19 protein-coding genes are annotated in these 16,370 nt (G+C 33.6%); 8 read left to right on the top strand and 11 right to left on the bottom strand.

The features are described from left to right. Positions 1–2: 2 nt before the first annotated feature. The gene (locus tag ACMAZI_RS05150) at positions 3–449 is read right to left on the bottom strand and encodes a DUF962 domain-containing protein (protein ID WP_114705270.1); all 447 of its coding nucleotides are present in this window, start codon (positions 447–449) and stop codon (positions 3–5) included. A 74-nt stretch (positions 450–523) separates the two neighbouring features. After that, positions 524–1,171 (bottom strand): 50S ribosomal protein L25, encoded by a 648-nt coding sequence (locus ACMAZI_RS05145; RefSeq protein WP_412473636.1) that lies wholly within the window; start codon positions 1,169–1,171, stop codon positions 524–526. A 109-nt stretch (positions 1,172–1,280) separates the two neighbouring features. Here ACMAZI_RS05145 and ACMAZI_RS05140 point away from each other — a divergent pair, with 109 nt between their 5' ends. Both ACMAZI_RS05140 and grxD read left to right on the top strand, forming a co-directional pair. Next, positions 1,281–1,934, top strand: coding sequence for an alpha/beta hydrolase (locus tag ACMAZI_RS05140; RefSeq protein ID WP_334678184.1), 654 nt, complete (start codon positions 1,281–1,283; stop codon positions 1,932–1,934). 81 nt (positions 1,935–2,015) lie between these two features. Continuing rightward, positions 2,016–2,402 (top strand): Grx4 family monothiol glutaredoxin, encoded by a 387-nt coding sequence (gene grxD / locus ACMAZI_RS05135; protein WP_114705273.1) that lies wholly within the window; start codon positions 2,016–2,018, stop codon positions 2,400–2,402. A gap of 4 nt (positions 2,403–2,406) precedes the next feature. Here grxD and ACMAZI_RS05130 read toward each other — a convergent pair whose 3' ends face one another. From ACMAZI_RS05130 to ACMAZI_RS05120, 3 genes are all read right to left on the bottom strand, one after another. Then, entirely contained in the window at positions 2,407–3,858 is a 1,452-nt protein-coding gene (locus ACMAZI_RS05130; RefSeq protein ID WP_114705274.1) for a sensor histidine kinase, read from the bottom strand. A gap of 104 nt (positions 3,859–3,962) precedes the next feature. After that, positions 3,963–4,706, bottom strand: a complete 744-nt coding sequence (locus ACMAZI_RS05125) for a response regulator transcription factor (RefSeq protein WP_158536721.1) — start codon at positions 4,704–4,706, stop codon at positions 3,963–3,965. Between the two features lie 2 nt (positions 4,707–4,708). Next, on the bottom strand, positions 4,709–5,353 hold the full coding sequence (locus tag ACMAZI_RS05120) for a hypothetical protein (protein WP_412473637.1): 645 nt from the start codon (positions 5,351–5,353) through the stop codon (positions 4,709–4,711). Between the two features lie 171 nt (positions 5,354–5,524). On the opposite strand from ACMAZI_RS05120, the gene cmoA reads away from it, so the two are divergent. The 3 genes from cmoA to ACMAZI_RS05105 are packed head-to-tail and all read left to right on the top strand — an operon-like array spanning position 5,525 to position 7,609. Next, positions 5,525–6,277 carry a carboxy-S-adenosyl-L-methionine synthase CmoA gene (cmoA, locus tag ACMAZI_RS05115; RefSeq protein ID WP_120405216.1) on the top strand — a complete coding sequence of 251 codons (753 nt, stop codon included), beginning with the start codon at positions 5,525–5,527 and terminating at the stop codon, positions 6,275–6,277. A 15-nt stretch (positions 6,278–6,292) separates the two neighbouring features. Then, positions 6,293–7,222 (top strand): tRNA 5-methoxyuridine(34)/uridine 5-oxyacetic acid(34) synthase CmoB, encoded by a 930-nt coding sequence (gene cmoB, locus ACMAZI_RS05110; protein WP_412473638.1) that lies wholly within the window; start codon positions 6,293–6,295, stop codon positions 7,220–7,222. A 9-nt stretch (positions 7,223–7,231) separates the two neighbouring features. After that, a complete protein-coding gene (locus ACMAZI_RS05105; RefSeq protein WP_114705279.1) occupies positions 7,232–7,609 on the top strand; it encodes a YbaN family protein in 378 nt (125 codons plus the stop codon). Between the two features lies 1 nt (position 7,610). Here ACMAZI_RS05105 and ACMAZI_RS05100 read toward each other — a convergent pair whose 3' ends face one another. The 4 genes from ACMAZI_RS05100 to ACMAZI_RS05085 all read right to left on the bottom strand — a co-directional run bounded on the left by ACMAZI_RS05100 (position 7,611) and on the right by ACMAZI_RS05085 (position 11,407). Beyond that, the gene (locus ACMAZI_RS05100; RefSeq protein WP_114705280.1) at positions 7,611–8,270 is read right to left on the bottom strand and encodes a Type 1 glutamine amidotransferase-like domain-containing protein; all 660 of its coding nucleotides are present in this window, start codon (positions 8,268–8,270) and stop codon (positions 7,611–7,613) included. A gap of 3 nt (positions 8,271–8,273) precedes the next feature. Beyond that, positions 8,274–10,109 (bottom strand): hypothetical protein, encoded by a 1,836-nt coding sequence (locus tag ACMAZI_RS05095; protein ID WP_412473639.1) that lies wholly within the window; start codon positions 10,107–10,109, stop codon positions 8,274–8,276. Positions 10,110–10,208: 99 nt separating this feature from the next. Then, positions 10,209–10,766 (bottom strand): peptidylprolyl isomerase, encoded by a 558-nt coding sequence (locus ACMAZI_RS05090; RefSeq protein WP_114705282.1) that lies wholly within the window; start codon positions 10,764–10,766, stop codon positions 10,209–10,211. After that, on the bottom strand, positions 10,763–11,407 hold the full coding sequence (locus tag ACMAZI_RS05085; RefSeq protein WP_114705283.1) for a DsbA family protein: 645 nt from the start codon (positions 11,405–11,407) through the stop codon (positions 10,763–10,765). Before ACMAZI_RS05085 ends, ACMAZI_RS05090 begins: the two co-directional genes overlap by 4 nt. A 140-nt stretch (positions 11,408–11,547) precedes the next feature. Here ACMAZI_RS05085 and ACMAZI_RS05080 point away from each other — a divergent pair, with 140 nt between their 5' ends. The 3 genes from ACMAZI_RS05080 to ACMAZI_RS05070 all read left to right on the top strand — a co-directional run bounded on the left by ACMAZI_RS05080 (position 11,548) and on the right by ACMAZI_RS05070 (position 14,752). Beyond that, the gene (locus ACMAZI_RS05080) at positions 11,548–13,428 is read left to right on the top strand and encodes a sensor histidine kinase (protein WP_412473640.1); all 1,881 of its coding nucleotides are present in this window, start codon (positions 11,548–11,550) and stop codon (positions 13,426–13,428) included. Positions 13,429–13,500: 72 nt separating this feature from the next. Continuing rightward, a complete protein-coding gene (locus tag ACMAZI_RS05075; RefSeq protein WP_334678179.1) occupies positions 13,501–14,439 on the top strand; it encodes an HD-GYP domain-containing protein in 939 nt (312 codons plus the stop codon). Continuing rightward, a complete protein-coding gene (locus ACMAZI_RS05070) occupies positions 14,423–14,752 on the top strand; it encodes a hypothetical protein (RefSeq protein WP_334678178.1) in 330 nt (109 codons plus the stop codon). The genes ACMAZI_RS05075 and ACMAZI_RS05070 overlap by 17 nt, the downstream gene beginning before the upstream one ends. Here the strand turns inward: ACMAZI_RS05070 and ACMAZI_RS05065 are convergent. Together ACMAZI_RS05065 and ACMAZI_RS05060 are read right to left on the bottom strand one after the other, a co-directional pair. Further along, a complete protein-coding gene (locus ACMAZI_RS05065; RefSeq protein ID WP_114705287.1) occupies positions 14,735–15,163 on the bottom strand; it encodes a hypothetical protein in 429 nt (142 codons plus the stop codon). The genes ACMAZI_RS05070 and ACMAZI_RS05065 overlap by 18 nt on opposite strands. Positions 15,164–15,166: 3 nt before the next feature. After that, complete coding sequence (locus tag ACMAZI_RS05060; RefSeq protein WP_114705288.1) at positions 15,167–16,288, bottom strand: ParA family protein; 1,122 nt, start codon at positions 16,286–16,288, stop codon at positions 15,167–15,169. Between the last annotated feature and the right edge of the window lie 82 nt (positions 16,289–16,370).

The raw sequence follows: 16,370 nt of genomic DNA, 5'->3' as shown, positions 1-16,370 counted from the left end.
AGCTAAGATTTATCACCAAGAAATACCCAAATAGGTCCAATAAGAAGGAATTGAAGATCTTCAAAGAATGAAGGCTTCTTTCCTTCAATCTTATGACCGATAAATTGCCCTATCCATGCCACAACAAAAATTAAAACCCAAGTTATTAAGAAGTAGCTTCCTAAGAAACTCTCCAAGTAGAAATGATTTAAGAACATAAACGGAAGGACAAGACCTAAGGCAACACTAATTGCTTTAAAGCTTTTTAAAGTTAAATAAAAGAAACTTGCCAATATGACAAAGAGCCAGGACCAGTTAAAAGCACCGAAACTTTCAGGAGTAGGAATGGCCCACAACAATCCCAGTAATGACCAAGTGATCAAAGGTACACAGACCTCATGAATTCGTTGGTTAGTACGATTTTGATGGGATTGGCCATATAGTGATAACCAGGTTTCTAAACTCCTCATAACTAAGCTCTCCAATACAAAAAAGGGAGACCTAACCGTCTCCCTATATAATAACATAAGATGATTAAGTTATTTTATGAAGCTGCTTCTTCTTTTTCAGGAGCTTCTTCAGCTTCTGCTTCTGCATCAGCGTGAGTTTCAACAACCATTTCAGTTTCTTCAACTTCTGGCTCAACTTCAACTCTTGGCATTGAACAAGTAACAACTGTATCTGTTACATCGTGTACCCAAGTAAGACCTTTTGGTAGTGTGAAGTGCTCAAGAGTCCAGTTTTCATCAAGCTCAAGTCCTGATAGATCAAACTCAAGGTACTCTGGCATATCTTTTGGAAGACCTTCAACCTCAACTTCGTGGAAGTTAATGTTAACAAGACCACCCTGCTTGATACCAGCAGCTTCACCAATGAAGTGAATTGGAAGAGAAAGTGAAACTTTATCTTTTGCAGATACTTTATGGAATGAGCAATGAACAAAATCTGTTCCTAGATGCCCTCTTTGTACGTGACTAAGAGTTACAAGGTGTTTCTTCCCTGCAAATTCTACTTCAAAAACTTTCCCTGAATTATGAAGAAATTTCGCTAGGTCAACTTTAGGTACTTTAAAGTTAGCACCATCAAAATCTTTTCCAAAGATTACGCCTGGAATATATCCTTCTTTTCTCATTTGAGCTGTTGAAGCTCCTACATCTCTTTTTTCAACTTTTAGAATATCAGTTGTTGACACATTTTCCTCCTGTGTTCCGTGGATTCAGTAGATACTATTCTATCGACCGTTCATAAAAAAAAATTAGAATAAACTTGAATAAAAACGAACAATCTCCTATTTTTTCCCTATGAAAACACTAAAACACACCCCAATACTTGACTCTTTCTATATACCTTCAAGCGATATTGCTCCAACCAGTGCACAAAAAGTAATGATCCTCATGCATGGCCTTGGCGACTCACTTGAGTCTTATAAAATATTTGCTAAAGAAGTGAATGTGACTGGGCTAAGCTATCTTCTATTGAATGCTCCTAAGAAATACTATTTTGGCTACAGTTGGTATGACATTCCACCCAAGGATCCAATCCCTGGAATCGAAAATAGTGTCTCTATTATAAAAAGCCTAATCCATGACTTGGTTAAACAAAATGAACAACTTGATTATGAAGACATTTTCCTTGCTGGTTTTTCACAGGGAGGTTGCGTAAGCCTTGAAACCGCTTACCAGCTTGAGCACAAATTAGGTGGAATAGTTCTTATGTCCCCAAGGATTTATCCCGAAAGACTTCCCCACGACCTCAGCAAATGCCTAAGAGAAACTGATATTTTCTGTGCTCATGGTACTAATGATCCAGTCATAGATATCAATCAAACGAAGGCCGGAATTGATCATATCAACAAGCTTGGTGCAAGTTCAGAGTTTTATCAATATGAAATGGAGCATGATATCGACATCGATGAAATCATGCAATTGAGACTCTGGCTCAACGAACGTCTTTAATATTAGCTACTTACCATTGGCCATTTTCAAAGCCACTATTATTAGGTAAGATAGAGAAAATTATAAAAAAAGGAATCTTGTATGAGCGATAACCCATTTAATATCTTAGGAAAAGAATCGACACCAATTAATCAAGGTGAGGCCGTTTCAAATGTAGATAAGAACTCAGAGCTTAATGAGCAAATTAAGTCATTAATCAATTCTGCAGATCTATTTCTTTTTATGAAAGGTACTCCTGACATGCCAATGTGTGGTTTCTCTGCAAATACTATTGCAATGCTAAACTCAGTTGGTAAGCCTTATAAGACTTTTAATATTCTAGAAGATATGGATATTAGAGAAGGATTAAAGGCCTATTCAAATTGGCCAACATACCCACAATTATACTACAAGGGTGAATTAGTTGGTGGTAATGACATCATTACAGAAATGTTTCAATCTGGACAACTTCAAGAAGTTTTAAAATAAGAAATTACTCACTAGGCTTAGTTATATCTAAGCCTAGTGTTATTGAAAATGTTGTATAATTAAAGTCTTTTTCAAAATCTAAAATCATTCCATTTTCCAAAGCAAGCTTCTTTGAAATACTCAGGCCAAGCCCTGTTCCACTTCCGACATCTTTAGTGGTAAAAAATGGTGTAAAGATATCTTTTACAACTTCATTCTTTATTCCATTACCACCATCTTGAATATAAATGACATATTGATTTAAAATTGTTTTTTCTATCCAAATTTTTATCCAACAATTTTCTAAAGAGTTGAACTTTTGAACTGCCTGATAAGAGTTCATCAATAAGTTTAAAATAACTTGGTAAAACTCATTCTTCTTACACTCAATTTCAAGTTCTTTATAATTATTTTTATAGTCAATATAGATTTCGCGACCAGTTTGAGCTTGAAAGAGGCCGAGTGTATCGTTAATTAGGTCATCAAGATAATGAGTCTGTTTAGAAATAGAATTTGATGAACGAGAATAAATCTTTAAACTATTTGCGATATTTTCGATTCGATCAACTTGCTTAATAATACTATCTAGCTTTTTTAAATGAGAAGGATCGATATCATTTCTTTGACTACCAAGACGATCTAATAATTGTTCAGCTTGAATTCTAATAATACAAAGTGGATTATTTATTTCATGGGCAATCCCAGCAGACATCTGTCCAAGAGAGCGCCATCTTTCAAACTCTTCAAATTGCTTTTCTTGAATCTTGAGTGCTAATCGATTTGAGTGTTCTTGATGAACATCTCGAATCTGTAGCATATAGCGCCCAACGCCCTGAATAATCATATACGTTACACTAATACGACAATAGCGTTTTTGATTTCTATTACTTTTTCGTATTGGATGAGTGACTTTAAGGGCCACTCCATTTAGTCGTTTGGCCTGTTCAAAAGTATTTAGAAAGAAGAGATAATCATCATCTCTTTCCATAATTTCAGAAAAGCTTTTACCGATATCACCATTCTTTGATGATTTATTTATATCTAAAATATATAATTCATCATTTAAGATATAAAGGTCATCATCTGTTGCTGTATAAAAATTCTTGAATAGTGATGAAATAAAGTTTTCTGTTCCTGCATTCAAGTTACGACTAAAAACCTCTATATACTCTATCGAATTACCATCTGCTGAATATGATGGTTGTAGCCACATCTCCCACTTATCAATTTCTTCTAATCGATTTCGCGTTTCAGTGAAAAAGTGCACGATTTCACCTTTGCGTGCTTCGGCTATTTGTTTTTCGAAGAATTTTCGTTTTGCTGGAATGATTGTCTCAAGAATTGAGTCTCCAACAACAATTCCATAGCCCATATAGACTTCACTTAAATGTATATAAGTTCCATCAAAGTCGATGTGGCTGTAGAAAACATCTGAATGGAATAACTCTTTTGATAAGTTATTACTAATCTCTTTCACTTGGCGTCTCGTAAGCTTAAATACTAAATCAACAACTTCAAAAAAACAGGAATTCCCCTATAGTTAAATATAGGAGAATTCACTATTATTATTTATTTTCTGTATTACATAGATGATACAGATGATTGCTCATCACCTGAAGAACTTGCACTATGACTGTCGTCATTACTTGATGCAGATTTTTCATATGTATCAGGTATTAATGACCACTTTCCTCCACCTTCAGAGCGGATAATATAACCATAGTCGTGTAGTTTACGTCTTAAGTTATATAAGTGAACATCAACTGTTTTAGGGTGAACCGTTGTATCTCCCCATACATTATCTAAAATGTCATCACGGCTTACGATGCGATGTGGAGAATTAATAAATAGACCCAGTAGTTGTTTTTGCTTACTTGTTAAATGCTCAACTTCTTTTCCATCAAGAAGCATCGATTTATGTGCAATTGGTTGAACCATGCGACGTGGACTACCGTTAAAGACATTTTCAATCTTCACGATTAGTTCATTCTTTTTAAATGGTTTTGTTAAGTAATCTAGTGCGCCTTCCATAAAGCAGAATCTTAGAGCATCGATATCATCAATACTAGAAACGATGATAAATGGTATTACCATTAAACGTCGATCTTTAGAATGGTTTAAGTAAGTCATAAAGTTCCCATCATCTAACATTAAATCAGCAATGATTAATGCTGGGTTCTTTTCCGTTTCACTTAAAGCCTTTTGAAAATCTTCAATAGAAGTAAAAAACTTTAAGTTGTTGTAGCGATGAACTAAAGTTTGTTCATATACAAAACGACATCCCTCATCATCCTCTAAAATCCAAATTTCCTTGTCTGTTGCCATTGTCATAATTTTAACCTCACCGATAAATTGTTTTCCCCATCGAGCACATCGTATTCCCAACCCTTGGCCACAAAGTTTTCGACACCGATGTATCTTCTCAATGTTTTTTCGTTTTCGTCACCTAAGTTTAAGATGGAATCGAGGTCCTGTCTTAAGTATTTGTTTAAATCTGACTTAAGAAATATTAATTTTCTTAACCCGTCTTTAATTTCTAAGGTGATATGAATCGAATCTCTTCCCTCTTTTTTTGCTAATGTAGAAAATAGGTGGGCAAAAGCGAACAGTCCTTCACTTAAAGTGTTAGCATTCTTTGCTTCAATACTGCCATCACCAACAATAGACCAAGTTAAATCCGCAAAATGCTTCTTTAAATAAATTCGGCCTTGGCCAAATGCACGTGAAGCAATTTTACTTATTTGAACTTCTTCTTCTAAAAAATATGGAGTCGATTGCTTAAGCAAATCGAGATCTGTTTGAAATCTTTCAAGACCTTGATTAAGTCTTTTAACGAATGGATTTTCTGGATCTTGCTTTTGTAAAATCTCATCGATACAAAATCTAATGAGATGCATATGTCCAGAGTAGTCATGGGCCAAAACTCTTAGCGTTTCATTAAAGGCTTCACCATTACTAATTTCTTTTGTCATAATACCTGCGTTGTTACTGTCTTTAATATATTTTGTTTACATACCAATAAAAATTACTTATTCAAAGTAAAATTTCACGCGGCACAATAACTATATGAAATTACAGTAGATTAGTAGGTATATTTTATAGATATATTGGACAATGGCCGAAAGTTATTCTAATTTCGGCCCATGACAAACAAATTTATGAACAATGGCGAAGATAAGGTCTTTGCCAATAAAATTGAGAAGATCTCTGATTTTGAATTTAACCAAAATGTTGCATCAGTATTTGATGACATGGTGTCTCGTAGTATTCCAAATTACCATGAAATTCATAAGATCATTATTGATCTGACTCGTCGTTTCTATAAGAGTGGAAAAGTCTTTGACCTAGGATGCTCAACAGGAACAACAATGCTTTTAATGGCAGACCACTTTAGACAAAATGATCGTCCCCTTCCAGAGTTTATCGGGATTGATACATCTAAGCCAATGCTAGAGAAAGCTTCACAAAAGCTTAATGCCCACGGACTTCAAAATAATGTCGAACTAAAAGAAGAATCTATTACAGAGACAAAGATTGAAGATGCAGGCATGGTTATCATGAATTACACTCTTCAATTTCTTCCAATGGAAGAAAGACTTGAGGTCATAAAAAATATCTATAATGGACTAAATGAGAATGGATGCTTCATTCTGGCAGAGAAAATTATTTGCCAAGATGAGCAGATCGATAATTTACTCATTGACCTCTACTATGACTTCAAAAGAAGAAATGGATATAGTGAAATGGAGATTTCTCAAAAACGAGAGGCCCTTGAAAATGTTTTAAAGCCTTTAACTCCACAACAACAGATGAAGATGTTAAATGATGCTGGCTTTGAGAAGTCTGAGATGATTTTTAGATGGTATAACTTTTCTTGTTATCTTTGTATCAAGTAGAATTAAGTAGAGAAAATGGACAATTTAGAATATTTAGAAAAATTTGGTAATCGTGTTGATATAGAGTCTTTAAGAGAGCTAAAGAAAGCAAAACTTCATGAGTTTCGTACAAAGTACCAAAAAGAATACAAAGCTATTTTTGATCGAATTCCTTCACTTAAGCTTAACTCTACTGAGACAATTGAAACGGCCAAAGAGCTAATTCCTTGGCGTAAAGGACCATTTCAAATTGGTGAATTAGGTATTGATGCTGAATGGAGATCTGATAAGAAATGGGAGCGTCTTAAGGAATCTCTTCCTGATTTAAAAGACAAGGTTGTACTCGATGTTGGCTGTAACAATGGCTACTATATGTTTGAGATGGCCAAACAAGATCCAAAACTTGTAATTGGAATCGATCCCGTTATGCATAACCAGGCCCAATTTGATTTTATTAATCACTTTAAAGGGCATGATAATTTAAAATTTGAGTTATTTGGTATTGAAGACCTTCCTAACTTTCGATCTTTCTACGATGTGATCTTTTCCATGGGTGTTCTTTATCATCACCGTCATCCTCTTGAGCAATTAATCTCAATAAGAGAGGCCCTCGTACCTGGTGGCGAAATGATTATGGAGACAATTGGTATACCTGGTGAAGACTCGACTTGCCTCTTTCCTGAAGATCGTTATTCAAAAATGAGAAATGTATGGTTCCTACCAACCCTAACTTGTTTAAAGAATTGGATTAATCGAACAGGCTTTATAGATATTGAAGTCGTATCAGTGTCTACAACTAATTTTGAAGAGCAAAGGAAGACTCCTTGGTGTCCTCCGCCACATCAATCACTTGAAGATTTTTTAGATGATAATGATAAGAGTAAAACAGTAGAAGGATATCCAGCACCAGTGAGGTTCTGTATCAAGGCCAAGAAGAAGCCTACTTCACCTATTAAAACATTTTAATAAAAAGATATGATCAATCAAAGCAAGAGAATTATCTATTTAAGTTTTGGAATTGCATTCGTTGCCTTAGCTATAATTGGAGTCTTTTTACCTTTAATTCCAACAACACCATTCTTGCTACTTAGTGCCTACTGCTTTTCTCGAAGCAGTGAAAAGTACTACCAATGGTTACTTAATCATAAAATATTTGGTGAGATTATTACTGATTGGAACAAGTATGGCGTCGTATCAATTAAGAGTAAGATTATTGCAATCTCAATGATTATTGCACTCTTTAGTTATTCACTTATATATGTTGATGTGGCCCCAACAATAAAAGTCATTATTTCACTTATTGGGCTATCTATCATTACCTTCCTACTTACTAGACCGAGTCATCGTAAATAATCTATAACTTATATTTTTGACCATTTTCAAAGATGTAACATTCTCCGTGAACATATATTTCTTCATCTGTTACAACAAGACCGCTACCATCTGGACAAGCATATATAGGAAATCGAGATAAAATTGAGTGTCTCTTTAATTCAATATCATATCGTTTAGATTTTCTATAGTGAGGAAAGAACTCGAAGTCCACTAAATTCATGGCCTTAAAGTTTCGTACATTATCTTCATTATCATCACGATCCCACGGAGGAAAGGATGCCGTCATTATATTTGGAGTTGTCATGATTGCACCGGCAGAAAGACCTGTTAGAATACCACCATTATTTGCATATTCAATTAAACGATTAAAAATACCACTTCGTCTAAGATGCTTGATAAAGTAAAAGGTATTACCTCCTCCAAGATGAATGACATCACTTGAAAGAGCTTCTTGCATTAGTGTTGAATCAAATTCGTGGTCAACAGGAAAGTGAATAAACCTTTTAAAACCGATTTTCTTATATGCTTTAATTAAGTCGACGAAATCTAGTTCCGACTCATATGAACCGGCGGGGATAAAAGTAATACTTGGCTCTTCGCTTTCACACATTTCAAAAATATGCTCGTCGATTTCCTCATTATCACAGAAGTCCCCTCCACCATATAAACCAATTTTCATTTCTTAGATGCCTTCTCTATAATCTCTTACAATTTGTAGGAATTCAGTAACGATAGGTTTTAATTCTTTTTTGGTATTAGAGTTTCGCTCTTGTTTTGGAACAATATTATCAGGATCAAATGTTTGATGTTCCCTAAAATCAACCATAGCTGAAAACATCGTATTAGGATCAAACTTTTTTTGCTTTTGTACAATTGATTCTACAATACGGGCAATACTATCACCTGTAACTCGATCGAACTTATTAATGATTGAAGAACGCATTAGGACTTCAAGAAGGATATCTTTTTCATCCTTATTCTCTTTTCTCGCAATTGCTTTTATAAGAGACATATAATTCTTTTGGAAGCTATCAATTTTAGCTCCCCTGTATGAATTGATTGCAAGATCTTCTTGAGTTGCATATGTAGATTTGGCAATATCAACAAACTCTTGTCTTCCAATAGTCTCTCCGCGACTTAAAATAATTTGAGGTAATTCCCTTAGAATATCACGCATACAAAAAATTGCATCCCAACAAACGCCATCACTTACTTCATATAGTCCATAGGTTGATTTAGTCCTTTCAAAGTATGAAAAGTCCTTTGAAAAACTTTCTATTATGTAATTATAATTCTTTATTAAGAACTCATGATACTTAGGCGCAATACCTACTTTGGATAAGAGATTAATCTTTTTTTGTTCGTCAAATAAATTGTCAAAGTTACGAAGAAAAGTTGATTGATAGAAATCACTTATTGGACGTTTTTCTTTATTCTCTAAGTAGTCAACAATTTGAATAAATGTTTGTACGATATACTTTGCTTTATCTTTTTGTTCTTTTATTGTTGTTGAAAACCTCTGAACATCATCAAAGCGATACTCGTGATGGAATAGGCCAAATTGTCTAATTGATCCATAGTCAATAATTCCACCATTCATTAGAATATTGTCACCGTCCCAATCAAGCCAACAGAATATATAATCATCCTCAAAGTTTGCTGCTAGTCTTGCAAAAACTTCAGTCTGCTTTTTTAAAAAGTATTTATATCGCCTACTCTCTGTTTTAGGGACGTTTTTCCAAGTACCATTTGTTTCTTGGCGATCAATATAGTAATTAACAATATCCTTAAGGGCATCATAATTACTTTGTTTTAAGTGATTAAACATATGAGAAGGTCGAATCAAGTTTTGATTTGCCCTTACATTTATTGAAATATTATCTTCAAACTTAATAATGGCCAAGCATCTTTCTGTTTCATAGTTATTCTTATTCATAACTTCTGAAAACATTAAGGTTGCAAGCCCTTCATCAAACTCAGAATATCCACAACCATATGATATTGTTGGATCCCCTGTTTGAAAGAATTTGTTTTGTATATGAGTAGCAGGAGAAAGGCTCGTTGCTCCTGTTCCTTGACTTGAAATATCCCAAACCTTTCCCTTATTTTTTACAACACCATTCCAAACAGACCTTCCATCACCTGATGTTTTCCCCTGTTTATTAGGATGTTGTAATTGTAGGTAGCGTGTTGCCATGTATTTATTTGGCAAAATATCCTCTTCAGGGAACTCTATCTCATTTTCAATATCGTATTCATTAATAATAACGATTGAAAATGTCTCTAAAATCTTCTCTTCTAACTCAGGTGTTACCTCTTCAGGATGAGACATTGGAATTAGGCCCATTTCCTTAGCAAGGTCAAAATTAAAGAAAGCTAGCTTACCGCCGTGTCTGCGTCTTGCTTGATATGTAATAAAAGCGTCCTTACAAGATTTCTGTAAAGGATGCTTCCCATTAATTTGGTTAAATTTAGAATAATTTAATTTTGGTTTACTTTTAAAGTTTAACGAACCCATGGATAAATTATATCTCAGAAAATGAAGCGAATTCTTCAAAACGAAGAATTTGCTATTGCTGAACGTATAATACCCGAGCCCTAAGCTATGAAATAAAGTTTAAGGGAGGACGTAAGCCTTCTTAATCACGATATTTGTGTTTGGTAAATTCTGAAATGGTCCATTCTTTCCAGTTTTTGTCTTCTTGATTCGATTAACCACGGCCATTCCACTTATGACCTTACCAAATACTGCGTATCCATATTGAGAAGGTGATTTTCCTGTATGATCAAGGAAAGTATTGTCTTTAACATTGATAAAGAATTGAGAAGTCGCCGAATTAATTACCGATGTACGTGCCATTGCAATTGTTCCAAGTACATTACTTAGGCCATTAGTCGCTTCATTTTCAATTGGCTTATTTGTTTTCTTCTTTTTAAGATTTGTATCATATCCCCCACCTTGAATCATAAAACCATCAATCACTCGATGAAAGATCGTTTCATTATAGAAGTCAGAGTTTACGTATTCGAGAAAGTTTTTTACAGTTTTTGGAGCTTTCTTATCGTAAAGTTTTAAAGTGATATCTCCAAAATTAGTCTTTAAGATTACTTTTGTATTTGCAAATACAAATGAGCTTAAAAGAAGAATTGTAAATAACTTAATTATGTCTTTCATTTTTCATCCTTAAAAAATTCTTTGAACTTTAAAAATTCTTTGTGTTGATTATAGTCTAAAAATTCTTTTTTTGCGAGGGACTCGAAATTGTGATCACCCCAATAAAAATCATCGTTAACCTCAAATGTAGGAACACCAAAAATTTTTCTTTCATACGCAGAGTTTATTAATTTCTTAAGTTCTTTTTTTAACTCTTTAGAATTTTCTAATTCTTCGTACTCAGCTTCTAGTAAGCAATCTTTAGTTATATATGCTTTAAACCCATCGTAGTCTTCATAATCAAGTCCATCTCTCCAACCATATTGAAAAGTCTTAACTATAAATTCTCTTTGTTTAACTTTATCTTCTTTTAAACCTAATGCCATCCTCAAGTATGGAAGAGAATTAAATGGCAAGGTTCTCGGAGAAGTCAACTCTACTCCTTGTCTATCTGCAGACCTTAAGGCTTCTTTGAAAAGATAAAGTGCTTTATTTTTCACTTGAGCTGGAGCTGATAATTCATTCAAAGCAAATAAACGTCCCACCATAACAGGCATAAACTCGATATCATAACGATCATCTAATTGGCCGTTATCTATTTTCATCATACTCAGGTATGAATATGGTGACGTAAAATCAAAATAAAAATTCAACTTCTTCATAAGTTACTCTCTAAAGCATAAATATATTCAAATTGTACATTTTCAAATTGATTCTATCAAAGAAAGATTAGCTGATTTTTTACAGATAGAACTTAAACAAATTCTTTTCAATAAGTCTTATTAAGCCCTATAATATCTATATGTTTTTTCGCTATCAAAAATTGATTATTCTCTTTAGTTTTCTAATGATAGTTCATTCTATTTGCGCAGCGAATGATTCAATCTATGAAATTACAAATAATACAGCTGACCTTTTAAAAAATGATAAGGTTAATATTACAAAAGCAATCTCAATAAGACGTAGTTCTAATAAAGAATTCCAAAATACTGACTTCCATACTAATAAAGCAAACTCATTTAACATTGAATACACCAAAGACTATATCTGGTTTAAGATAACCCTTAAAAATGACAGTAGTAGTCTATTTAAAGGGGCCGTCCACTTTACATCTAGCTTTATTGATACGAGTAATCTTTTTCTTCTAAATGATGGAGTTTTAACAAAAACTCAAACATGGGAAGAATCCACATTTCGCTTATTCAATTCTTTCTACGTAAATATTCCTAGTGGAGAACAAAAGTCTTACGTTGTTAAACTAAAATCTATTCATCGATTAGACTCTGAAGTAAACCTATACAGTTTAAATAATTTCTTTAAAACAGAATATGCCCATATCATATTAAATACACTCTACTTTGGGATAATCCTATCCTTACTAATTTATAACTTTGTACTATTTTTTCTTGTACGCGAAACGGCCTATTTCATATACTCAAGTTTCTTATTCTTTGTATGCTTAACAGTAATGACACTTACGGGATATCTTCAAAATATTCTAGGTTTATATCTTCTAAAAAGTATTCTCGGTGTATTTAGTACATCTGCCGCTTATTTTACTTTCACCTTCGCTTATAAGCTTTTAGATTTTGAAAAAATAAATCAAAAACTTTTTCGATGCTTAAAGATCATCTCTACAATAATATGGATTATATGCTGCACACTCATTAGCCTTAATGAAGTATGGATTGGAACGATTCCAGTTGGAATAATCATTGACTTATACATTCTGTATGTCTGTATAACTGTTCTTGGGACAACAATTTATATTAATTTTAAAAATCCAAGCTCAGAGTCAAAGGTTTATTTACTTTCATGGCTTATTTTATATGCAAGCGCATTTGCTTATTTTGCATCCTCATATGGACTCATTGAATATAACTTCTATACACAACACTCCATTCTTTTTGGAAATGTTATCGAGACTTTTGTGTTATCCATTGCACTAGGGTTAAAAATTAACCGAATCAAAAAAGAAAATGAAATTAATAAGATCAAAAACCTTGATCAACAAAAGTATATTCGACTACTCAGAGTACTTTCTCATGACATTGCCAACTCACTATTTGTGATCTCTGGTTATGCTAGTCGATACTTAAGACGAGGCCATGTCGATGATAAAAAAGCTTGGCCAAAGATCTATTCAGCGACAAACCATATAAAAGATATTCTCGATAATGTTAAGTCAGAACAAGCCTTAATAAATAACAAACCAGAGATGAAGGCTTTTGCGCTTAAAGAGTTAATAAATAATATTGAGACAATATTTCGACCTCAATGTGATAGAAAAAATATAAAGCTTAAAATTAACCAAGATAATATAAATCAGGTTATCGTTTCTAACCTTCCAATTCTCACTCATCAAATTATTGGAAACGTCATCTCTAATGCAATTAAGTTCACACCAGAAGGTGGTTTCATAAAAATAGATTCAAAACTTAAGAACGATCACTTAGTCATTGATATTATTGACAATGGTATTGGTATCAAAAAAGAAAAAATTCAAAAAATAAAAAACCATCATGATACAGGTATAAGTATTGGTACACTTGGAGAGAAAGGATCAGGGTTTGGATACTTTATTATTCGCTCTTATTCTGAACTCTTAAACATAACCTTCATCATTGAAAACCAAAATCCTGGAACTCTTGTCTCTTTTAAAATTCCTATTAAAGAAGAATAATTCTCCTCTATTATTGTAATAAACACGTTTTAGAAATACACTAATAGTATAGATATAATTTAATGAGAAGAGATGAAGTTTATACCATTACAAATTACAACTATTAGTCCATCCAAGACGATCACTTTTGATCTCTATATTTATTTTAAAGAGACTTACTTAAAGTATCAGGAAGCCGGAACTCTGATTCCAACAGATAAATTAGAAAAGTTAACGAAACAGAAAGTGGCTAAATTCTATATCGATGATAAAGATATCCATATGTATCAAACATATATTCAAGAACTCATGAATGAAAAACTTGAAGATCAAGACCTTGATTTAGAGCAAAAAGTTGCTGTGGTTGAAGGAGCATGTCTAACCGCCGTAGAGCAATCATTTCAAAACCCAGATAGTGAAAAAAGTTATGAAATGACTGAAGTGGCAGCACAAAAACTTAAGAAAGTTTTAGAAACTGGTCCAGATGCTTTAAAAGAATTTTTTGAGAAGAAAACAATTGATACAGATCTTGTAATCGCACACTCTATGAATGTTGCAAGCTTGGCAACGAGATTAGCAATTCGAGTGGGATGTAGTGACAAAGAAATTTCTAATATCTCGACTGCCGCTCTTTTACACGATGTAGGTTTAACAAGACTAAACAAACAAGATCAAGAGTTGTTTAAAAAACATAAAGAAGATATGAATGATGATGAGCAAAGAATATATGGCCTACATGTAAAGGACGCCATTAGTGCTCTAAAAGATCGACCTTGGGTTAAAAAAGGTGTTCTTGAGTTAATCGTCAATCACGAAGAAGTACTAACAGGGAAAGGGCCAAATAAGCTTAAGAATTTAACTTTACCGATTATGATTCTATCCCTAGTTAATACATATGATAAGCATGTAACAATATCTGGAATGAATCCAAGAGATGCTCTCATGGAAATAACAGTGAAACATATTGATGATTTCGAACATGATATTATTAATAAATTTAAGGACATTCTCATTGATGAAGGCGTTATTTAATATTTTTTTTCTTCTTAGCTTTACTGCCCTATTCTTTTCATGTGATGGAAAGAAAGTAAGCGAAGAAAGTTGCGATATCGAATCGATGAAGTGCTATCGAGGCTATCCTAATTCATGTAAATTTATTGAAAAGTGTAGCGAAGTTGATCATAAGTTTACAAAGAAGCTATGTTCCAAGGCCTTCAATGAATTCTTTAAAGGTGGAAATCAAAAAGTACTTTTAAAGAAATATACAAATAAAATTCTCCATTGCTTTAATGATCGAGAATTTGAGAATTTTAAAATTGATAAGAGTCTAAGACCTAAAGAGTGAATCTCTTAATCTTTTTAGAAAAGATCGATGTGTATGGATTCTCTTTCTTGATTTATTTAGATCACGTGAATTATCCATATTAAGAAATTCTTTTTCACGATTTTCAATATACATTTCAAGCTCTAGCTCTTTTTGAGCACTCGTAAAGCTCTTTCTAAGTTCACGGGCCATAGCTTCATTTTTCATAGCAACCTCACTTGCCTTTTTAACAGCAAGAGATGCTACTGTACTCTTTTGGGCCTGAGACTTTGCCTCCCATGGCCTTAATTGGTTCTGACGATTATTTTTTTCAGTGGCTTCATTATGATTCTTTAGAAGATCATTATTAATAGGAGAAGTCTTTCTTACCTCTCCTACTTTTTGAGTTGCTACTTTATTTTTAGCGGCTAAATCGCCTAGGCCAATTGCCATAATTTAAACCCCATGTCCAAGTGACGCCCCAAGGTTGCCAAGATTGCTATTTGCAATCCCACCCATAACACGCGCTTGATGCTTCAATGATTCAGACTGATTTGATCGACGTGAATGCGACTCTTCAATTGCTTTATGAATTTGCTTAAATAGCTCAATCGTATCTTTTGCAATCGGTTTTCCACTTGCGTGTTCTGCAATTGAAAGGTTTAAGGCCATTGCTTCTTCTGCGCTAACTGATTCCTTGATTCCAATTGTCGTACAGCCTTCAACATTGGCGTAGTACCAATTAAGGATATCGTTACTTAATTTTTTATTAGAAGAATATTTTGTTGGAACAAAAATAGATTCAAAATCTAATCTCATTTCATCTTTAAATTCTTTTAAGAAGTGTGAGAAAACTCTAAAGTTTCTAAAGTTATTAATCTTACACTCCAGAGGAGAAATTAGCGCATCACATGCTACAAGAGCATTTGTAGTTAACTTATTCCAATTTGGAGAACAGTCCATAATCACAAGGTCAAAATGTTCTTTTAAAGGATCAATAACACGTTCTTTTAACCAAAACTCACGTCGGTTAATATTATTTAAAGAATCATTTAAAGCAACTAACTCAGGTGTTTCTGGAATGATAAAGAGATTAGGTAGACCAACCTGAACAATCACATCTTCTAAAGTGGCTTCACCACTAAAGTAATCACAGAGTCCCTTTGTTTGATCTAAACGCTGAATCAGTTCACCAAGGTCTTCACCATCATCAACCTCAGAGTCATAACCTAAAGACGTTGTGACATCTCCCTGAATATCAAGACCGACAACACAAACTCTTTGTCCGTGTAATGCAGCTGTACGAGCGAGGTTTAAAGCAAGAGTTGATTTTAAAACTCCACCCTTTGTCGTAAAAACACAAACTGAAGTCGACTTTTCAAACTTTTTGAAATATCCAACCTCTTCACCTATTTGTGGAAGTAACCCAGTTGGCCAACCTTTTCTAAAGATTGCGCCACTACGGTACTTGCGGGAGCTTGGAATTTTATTTTGCGATTCTAAGTCTTGAATCGTAAATTTTAAATTTGGGTCACCATATATATCGGCCACTTTTTTAAGTGGGTAGAAATTATCCATTATTAAGTCTCCTCCATAAGTACTTTACTATTAATTTTACGCATTTACGGTATCTCATGTCAAAATATTCCGCTTTATAAGT

It is taken from the genome of Halobacteriovorax sp. YZS-3-1, assembly GCF_047084945.1.
GTDB classification, from domain to species: Bacteria; Bdellovibrionota; Bacteriovoracia; order Bacteriovoracales; family Bacteriovoracaceae; genus Halobacteriovorax_A; species Halobacteriovorax_A vibrionivorans.
This window is presented reverse-complemented; position numbering and strand designations above follow the sequence as displayed.